The sequence below is a fragment of the Nostoc sp. NMS7 genome, from assembly GCF_017115085.1.
Lineage (GTDB): Bacteria > Cyanobacteriota > Cyanobacteriia > Cyanobacteriales > Nostocaceae > Nostoc.
This window is the reverse complement of sequence record NZ_JABXKJ010000104.1, coordinates 1-7,385: the sequence shown is the minus strand read 5'-3', so window position 1 is coordinate 7,385 and position 7,385 is coordinate 1. Positions and strand designations below refer to the sequence as shown.

Sequence of the window (7,385 nt, the reverse complement as noted above, 5' to 3'; positions counted from 1 at the left end):
ATCATCACTATCAAATAGATATACTTTAATCTTCCGCCCAAAATTTAACATATTTTGGGCTGTTTTTATCGGATTTCTCTTAACATTCAACACTTTTGGCTTGTCTTATATTTAATTGAGCAACTAAAACGTCCAGAGATTGCTATGTCTTCTGTGTAGTTTTTGGGCGCTCGGTGCGCTTCGCGTACCATTGCTTGTGCCAGTTGCGTAAGTCCTGTTTCCAATGGTACGAAGTTTACGATTTTCTTGAGTTTACAATCAACTATTTCAGAAATCCGAAACTTGTAGAACATATAAACTCTGTATTAGAAAGAGAATTGGCAGGTTATAGATTTGTCGGAGGTGTATTCACAGATATCACCAATGAGCAAGAAATTGAAATGCTTGAGCAAGCAGTAGATGATAAAAATTTTCCTGCTGTGTCCAGCCATTTGAAGCGCTCCCTTGCTTTAATGAGTGACAAAGAAAATCCTGACTATAGAAACTCTATAAAAGAATCTATTTCTGCTGTCGAAAGCCTTGCAAAAGCTATTACTGGAAAACCAAAGGCAACTTTAGGAGAAGCCCTGAAAGTTCTAGAAGTTTCTAACAAGTTACACCCCGCTTTAAAAAATTCATTCTTAAACCTGTATGGATATACAAGTGATGAGGGAGGTATCAGAGATGCCATGTTAACTGAGCCTGATCTAACTGTTGCTGATGCAAAGTACTTTTTACTTTCATGTACGTCTTTCATAAATTACCTGAAATCGAAGATTTAGAGTGCGATCGCTTTTTAATTAGATTTTGGGAGATCAGGAGCGATTGTCTTCGATAGATTCAGCGATCGCAAGTAAGAATAAAAATAGCGATTGCCTGTCAGAGAGACTTAAAATACTAATAATGCTACACTTTTTTAGCATTCAAGGAGTAATGGCTGTGGTTTCCATCACTGGCTCATGCTAAAGCTTAAGACAATTTAAATACAAGCCGAACTGGTAAAAGCCCGGCTGAGTTTAATCAATCGTCTATACGCAGTAGCTTGCGGTAAAACGGTTGTGAAAAATCGGTGACGCGATAACGTTTATAGTTGTCCATAAGTTCAATTAAAAAATTAATAAACTCGAAACTAGCCATCATCAGTTCGTAACTCAGTTCAGCGTTGCCATCAAACTGGATTCGGCAACGGGTTAAGTCTGAGGGTAGGGTACCAACATTCCAGGAGGCGACAAAGGGGACATGTTCACTAGCTTCTATCTTCCGATGTCCCTCCAAGACCCCTTTTTGATAAAGACTGATGGCATATGGTAAGAAATTGCGCCTAGTGCCCTGAACGTAAGGTAAGTAAACACTGGCTTGTTGTTGAGTGGCAGGCTGGATTTGCTCAATAGACATTGTTAAATCTTCCTCAAGTTAGTTGGCAACTGGGGATATTAGTGGCTGTTAGTAGTGTTCCCAAAAGATGTGTCTAAAGCACATAGGGGGGAGTGGGCGATGAGAGGGATGAGGGGGACAAGGGGGACAAGGGGGACAAGGGGGACAAGGGGGACAAGAGGGACAAGGGGGACAAGAGGGACAAGGGGGACAAGGGGATGAAGAAAGAAAGTGTTTTCCCAATGCCCAATACTTCTCTACGAGAGGCTACGCCAACGACTTCTCTACGAGACGCTGTTCGCGTTCGCTCAGTACAAGTGCCCAATGCCCAATGCACCATAAATGAAGTTACTGCTAAGAAATATTAAAATTTCGGTTACAATGATGCTGCATTAACTTTTATGGAAGCTGGGAAAGATAACACTAAAAATACCCACTGTAAAGTAGTGGATGCCGTTATTGCTATTTCTCCCAACAATTAGCTGCTGCTACCTTGCTATTACTTTGCCTAAACCGGAGTTCTCATTGGAGAAAGTCCGACTCTACAAGCTTCCTGCCTAAGTGGCTATCAAAGGAATCAAGCTTCTGTCTAAGAGTAGCAACCGTGGTTAATCCGAGGTAATTACGCAGAGTGGCGGTGACAAAAAGGTAATCCCAATGGCTTTTGGCTTAGGGATAGCGGGTATTGCAGTTTGCCCATTCCGATTAATATCGGGAAAAGTAGCTTAGGGATATTTGACCGTAAAATTACTAACTGTAGATAAATACTGGTTTTTGAATCAAGCAACCTAACCTATGCCAGCGAATTCCTGGCCCGAAGAAGATTCTTATCAAGAGCTTGATCCTCTGAACTCCTTGTTGTCTGACCTATCAGTAGATGAGGAGTCAGCGTTAGAGACAGATCCTGTGTCTCTAACACCCCGGTTTCAAGCTCGTAGACGTAAGGCGGCTCTAGTCTTGACTATCGTCTGGAGTGGCACGATCGCTCTACATTTAGTTTCTTGGGCTTCTATATTTATTCTAGGAATGACCACCATTCTAGGATTTCATGCCTTGGTGGTAGTGTTTACTAAATCCCGTCGCTATCCAAAAGAAATACAGGGAGATTTGCCCTCTGTATCTTTACTAGTGGCTGCGAAAAATGAGGAAGCGGTAATTGCTAAATTAGTCAAAAATCTTTGTAATCTGGAATATCCAGGTGGGCAGTACGAAGTATGGATAATTGATGATCACAGCAGTGATAGTACGCCACATTTATTAGCAGAACTAGAGCAAAAATACGAGCAACTGAAAGTACTAAGGCGTTCAGCAGAAGCTAGTGGCGGCAAATCGGGGGCGTTAAATCAGGTATTCCCACTGACAAAGGGTGACATTATCGCAGTATTTGATGCTGATGCCCAAGTGACACCAGACTTGTTACTACAGGTAATACCTTTATTTCAAAGAGAAAAGGTGGGGGCGGTGCAGGTGCGAAAAGCGATCGCCAACGCTAAAGAAAACTTTTGGACTAAGGGGCAAATGGCAGAAATGGCACTTGATACCTGGTTTCAGCAACAGCGAACCGCCCTTGGTGGCATTGGCGAACTGCGCGGCAATGGTCAATTTGTCAGGCGTTCTGCTTTGGAAAGCTGCGGTGGCTGGAATGAAGAAACCATTACCGATGATTTAGATTTGACAATCCGCTTACATTTGGAGAAATGGGATATTGAGTGTGTTTTCCATCCAGCCGTGCAAGAAGAAGGAGTGACGAGCGCAGTTTCACTCTGGCATCAGCGCAACCGTTGGGCAGAAGGCGGTTATCAACGCTATCTGGATTACTGGGATTTAATTCTCAAAAACCGCATGGGAACGCGCAAAAGCTGGGATTTGCTGATTTTTATGTTGATTATGTATATCTTGCCCACAGCAACAGTACCAGATTTATTAATGGCGATCGCTCGTCATCGTCTACCAATATTAAGTCCGATCACAGGCTTGTCCATTTCTATGTCGATGGTAGGGATGTTTACAGGTCTGAGGCGGATACGTCAAGATCAAAAATTCCCACTTTCTACATATTTTCTGTTGCTAGTGCAAACCCTGCGCGGCAGTTTATATATGTTGCACTGGTTAGTCGTCATGAGCAGTACTACTGCCCGGATGTCTGTAAGACCAAAGCGGCTGAAATGGGTGAAAACTTTGCATACTGGGAATGGGGAATAGTCCCCAAAGGGAAATTCAAAATTCAAAATTCAAAATTCAAAATGCAAAATTACCAAAAACAATTTTGCATTTTTTATTCATCATCCACTTCTGATTCTTCTACCCACTCAGACGTAGTTATAGTGTCGGAGAATTCTGTTGAATCATCTGCAAAGCGGATAATTTGTCCGTTGAAAAATTCTGCAAGACGTTGAGCTGCGATCGCTACTTCGTCAGGTTCCCAATCAGGTGCGGGTGTTCGTAGTGGCGTTGGAGGCAAAGTTTGCATCCCATTACCATTTACACCATTACCATTTGCCCCATTGCTATTTGCCCCGTTTCCATTCCTTGCTGCCGACTCGGTTTTTAGTGGTGCTGGTGGTGGAGTGGTTGGCTGTGGTACTGGTGCTGGAGGCGGAATTTGCTGGTTATAACTGGGAGTAGGTGGTTGCTGAACGCGAGTAGAGTCTTTTGGGGGAGGATTTTTTTTGGCTGAAGTAGAGTTTGAAGAAGTTCCTTTTTCTATATTTATCTGGATTTCACGCTGAAAAGTCCGTTGAAAAGCTGCCGTAATCATCGGTAGATCAGATTTCCCCTTGTCATACCATGCCTGTTTGATCGCAATTCGAGCCACAGCACCATCGAACTCTACAAGATGGCTCATTTGACGCAGCATTTCTTGCCTTGATTTTGGCTGGAGGTTAGCAAGCACTTGTTGCCAAACCTGAGTTAAGTCATACTCTGCTTCCCCAACAACTTCTGAAGTTACTGGTTCAATGTTCGCAGGTGGCACGGGGACAGATACAGGTTCTGGGGTTGGTGGTGAAACTGAGTTAGCAGCAGAATTATGATTTGTTTGCCGTTCAGCCGGGGGAGATGAGGTGACGGGCTGATTTTGGGCAGATGCTAGATGATGGTTTGCAGAATTCTGATTTGTCTGCGGTTCAGCAACAGGTAAAGAAGAGACTGTGTGATTTGGGGCAACTGCTGGAGGATAGCTTGGAGATACAGCAGGTATGTTAACTCGCGGTGAGATACTTGGGGCTTGTGGCTGAATATTTGTTGCACTGGGTAACAATCCTAGTAATGTTACCTCCAACCACAAACGCGGCTGAGTGGTATTTTTAATTTGCACTTCTGATGTGCGTAGGTGTTGCTGTCCTGCTAAAATCGCGCTCATATCCAAGTATTGGGCAAACTCAACCAGCGCTATCCAGGTTTGCTGAGTACAAGCAACCAAATCGTGGCGGTTGGGTGCAGTTTTAGCAATGAGTAAATCGCGGTAAAAAGCGGCGAGATTTTGCAAAATAGTTAGGGGTTCTCGACCACGATCTAGAATGTAGTGGGTACAGTCTAGAACTGCTTCCGGTTTATCTTGAGCGATCGCATTTAAAAGCCCCAGCAAATCCTGTTCACTCACCGTCCCCACCAAATCCCAAACTCGCTCTGGTGTCACTTCACCCGCTAATAAACCCAATTGGTCGAGTAAACTTTCGGCATCTCGCAACCCTCCCTGAGCAAGTTGGGCTACCAGGGTTACAGCATCGGGTGAAATATGAATGTTTTCTATAGAGGCGATCGCACTTAAATGCTTCACCATCGCTTCTAATTGAATGCGTCTAAAATCAAACCTTTGACAGCGCGAAATAATTGTTGGTAACACCCGTTGCGGGTCTGTTGTCGCCAATACAAAAACTACGTGTCTCGGTGGTTCCTCTAGTGTCTTCAGTAGCGCGTTGAATGCCTGAGTACTAAGCATATGGCAATTGTGTACCAAAAGCCCATTTGCCACAAAATTATGATTATCTGCAACTTCAATGTCATAGACTCGCTCAATCCCAGCGAGGTGAACAGATTCGACTGTCTCCAAACTTGTAATCCATTGAGGGGATGGAATATTGTTTAAGGTCTGCCAGCCATTTTCTACTGGTGCTTGCCCCCAACCGTATATAGTGGTATGTCTTGCCAGTACTACTTCTGGTGTAAAATTTTGTTGTTGCTGAGTATCCCATTGCTGTAAGCCAAGTAGCAATGAGTTGGTTGCAAGCACAGAAAGGTCGGAGTAATTCGGCTTGTCTAAGGATAGATTCCAGGTCGAATGATTTTTGCCCGGATGTATTGCCTTTAAACTGGTGTCCGCTAGTAAATCTCCGGGTGCGTCCATCGATACCAAATTTGTAAATGAGGATGCCACATCCACATTCACAGGGGATAGTATCTTCATTCCTTCTTTTACGTTCTTTGCTTGTAGCCATCCCTGGTTTGTCCTAATTAAATGATTACCCGTACATCTAATTTCTCGATTAGTTGTCTTGATAACCAGGGTTTGCCGTTCTCCTTGGTCTAACCACCTGACAACTTTCTTAAATTCCCACTTCAGAGATGAGTCGTTGTAACTCAAAACCCTCTTGTCTTTGATTTTGGGATTATCGATTCTATTAAGTCCGTCATCGGTCAAGACCAGAGAATCTCCAGTTAGGCACTCGTCGATCACATAAACCTTGTACCGACACTGCACAGGAGCAAACTGGGCTTTTTCAATCAACTCGCGGATATTATCGACACCAGTGTTGCTCGCGGCGTCGATTTCAATTACATCTAAAGCGTAGCCCTTGGTAATCCCCTGACAAACCTCACACACGCCGCAGGGTTCAGCAGTCGGCTTATCACCTTTGAGACAATTGAGGGATTTAGCCAGAATCCGGGCGCTAGAAGTTTTCCCCGTACCTCTAGGCCCAGTGAATAAATAGGCAGGGGCGATTTTGGATGTGCCGATCGCATTCGTGAGGGTGGTGGCGATCGCCTCTTGTCCCACCAGTTCAGCAAAACTCTTGGGGCGATATTTGTGGTGCAGGGGTTCGTAAGACATAGAAAAATAGACTTCAATGCCTTTCAAAGTTAATTAGTAGCACCGAGTCGAGTTTAGGATTCAACTATTTTAAACTCTCGTACCCGCTTTATTTGTGGATGTTCGCATCGCGCTTACACTCAACTAATGCCGTAAATTTTGGCACTCAGCAAAGCAAGCAACTAGAGCTTATCCTCTACTATGATTTCAACATCAAACTATGGGAATTATAGCATATTATTTAGTACATTTGTTCTATTAAACCACGTCTATCTTGAAACCTGTAGTTCTTCTGTGATCAAAAGGATTTGCCCTCATCGCCCAACTTCTTCTCCCAGATTTGGGATTCGGGGAGCCAGAATTTCAAAGTCCCTCTCCCAAAGCTGGGCTACGGTGTACACACAAGTACTATCTGAAAGGGTTTCAGGCGTTATAGACCCCTTAAATTGTCATTACGAGCGCAGTGATAACGGAGCGAAGTAATCACATAATCCCATAGTTAAAGCGATTGTTTCGTCGTTCCTCCTCGCAATGACAAGCTTTCAGAGCGATCGCACAATCCTATTGCTAGAGGACGAAACCAAGTGTCAGGTGGAATTTCACGACTTGTGTGTACACCGTAGCCCAAAGCTGGGAGAGGGATTTAGGGTGAGGGCGAAAACTACGCTTATAAACTTAGATGAGGTTTATATAGGACTTGGCAGAAGAGATCCCCCAACCCCCTTAAAAAGTTGGCTCTTTAAGATTCCCCCCTCTTTTTAAGGCTACCGTGTACACACAAGTCTTTTAGAGTGGCTCCACAGACTTTTAATCCCCCCAACCTCTCTTGAAAAGCAAAGCTGTTTCATTCCCTCAAAAGCTCAAAAAAGACTTGTGTTGTAAACAAAAGTCCTTATGTTCTGAACGAAAGTCCTTATGTTCTGAACGAAAGTCCTTGTGTTCTGAACCAAAGTCCTTGTGTTCTGAACCAAAGTCCTTGTGTTCTGAACCAAAGTCCTTGTGT

5 protein-coding genes are annotated in these 7,385 nt (G+C 43.8%); 3 read left to right on the top strand and 2 right to left on the bottom strand.

Features of this window, described 5'->3' with window-relative positions; translation table 11 throughout:
• The first annotated feature begins 173 nt into the window (after nt 1-173).
• Entirely contained in the window at nt 174-761 is a 588-nt protein-coding gene (locus HWQ38_RS11005; RefSeq protein WP_292793178.1) for an AbiJ-NTD4 domain-containing protein, read from the top strand.
• 238 nt (nt 762-999) lie between these two features.
• Here the strand turns inward: HWQ38_RS11005 and ebsA are convergent, their stop codons facing one another.
• Complete coding sequence (ebsA, locus tag HWQ38_RS11000) at nt 1,000-1,374, bottom strand: type IV pilus biogenesis protein EbsA (protein ID WP_292793176.1); 375 nt, start codon at nt 1,372-1,374, stop codon at nt 1,000-1,002.
• Nucleotides 1,375-1,595: 221 nt separating this feature from the next.
• Between ebsA and HWQ38_RS10995 the strand changes: the two genes are divergently transcribed.
• Both HWQ38_RS10995 and HWQ38_RS10990 read left to right on the top strand, forming a co-directional pair.
• Entirely contained in the window at nt 1,596-1,721 is a 126-nt protein-coding gene (locus HWQ38_RS10995; protein ID WP_292793174.1) for a hypothetical protein, read from the top strand.
• A gap of 427 nt (nt 1,722-2,148) precedes the next feature.
• On the top strand, nt 2,149-3,555 hold the full coding sequence (locus HWQ38_RS10990) for a glycosyltransferase family 2 protein (protein ID WP_292793172.1): 1,407 nt from the start codon (nt 2,149-2,151) through the stop codon (nt 3,553-3,555).
• Between the two features lie 73 nt (nt 3,556-3,628).
• On the opposite strand, the gene dnaX is transcribed toward HWQ38_RS10990, so the two are convergent.
• Entirely contained in the window at nt 3,629-6,403 is a 2,775-nt protein-coding gene (dnaX, locus tag HWQ38_RS10985; RefSeq protein WP_292793170.1) for a DNA polymerase III subunit gamma/tau, read from the bottom strand.
• Nucleotides 6,404-7,385 lie beyond the last annotated feature (982 nt).

What these genes read in the sequence shown, in the direction of transcription:
- ebsA (WP_292793176.1), bottom strand. Translation starts at nt 1,374, where the DNA reads ATGTCTATTGAGCAAATCCAGCCTGCCACTCAACAACAAGCCAGTGTT.
- HWQ38_RS10995 (WP_292793174.1), top strand. Translation starts at nt 1,596, where the DNA reads ATGCCCAATACTTCTCTACGAGAGGCTACGCCAACGACTTCTCTACGA.
- HWQ38_RS10990 (WP_292793172.1), top strand. Translation starts at nt 2,149, where the DNA reads ATGCCAGCGAATTCCTGGCCCGAAGAAGATTCTTATCAAGAGCTTGAT.
- dnaX (WP_292793170.1), bottom strand. Translation starts at nt 6,403, where the DNA reads ATGTCTTACGAACCCCTGCACCACAAATATCGCCCCAAGAGTTTTGCT.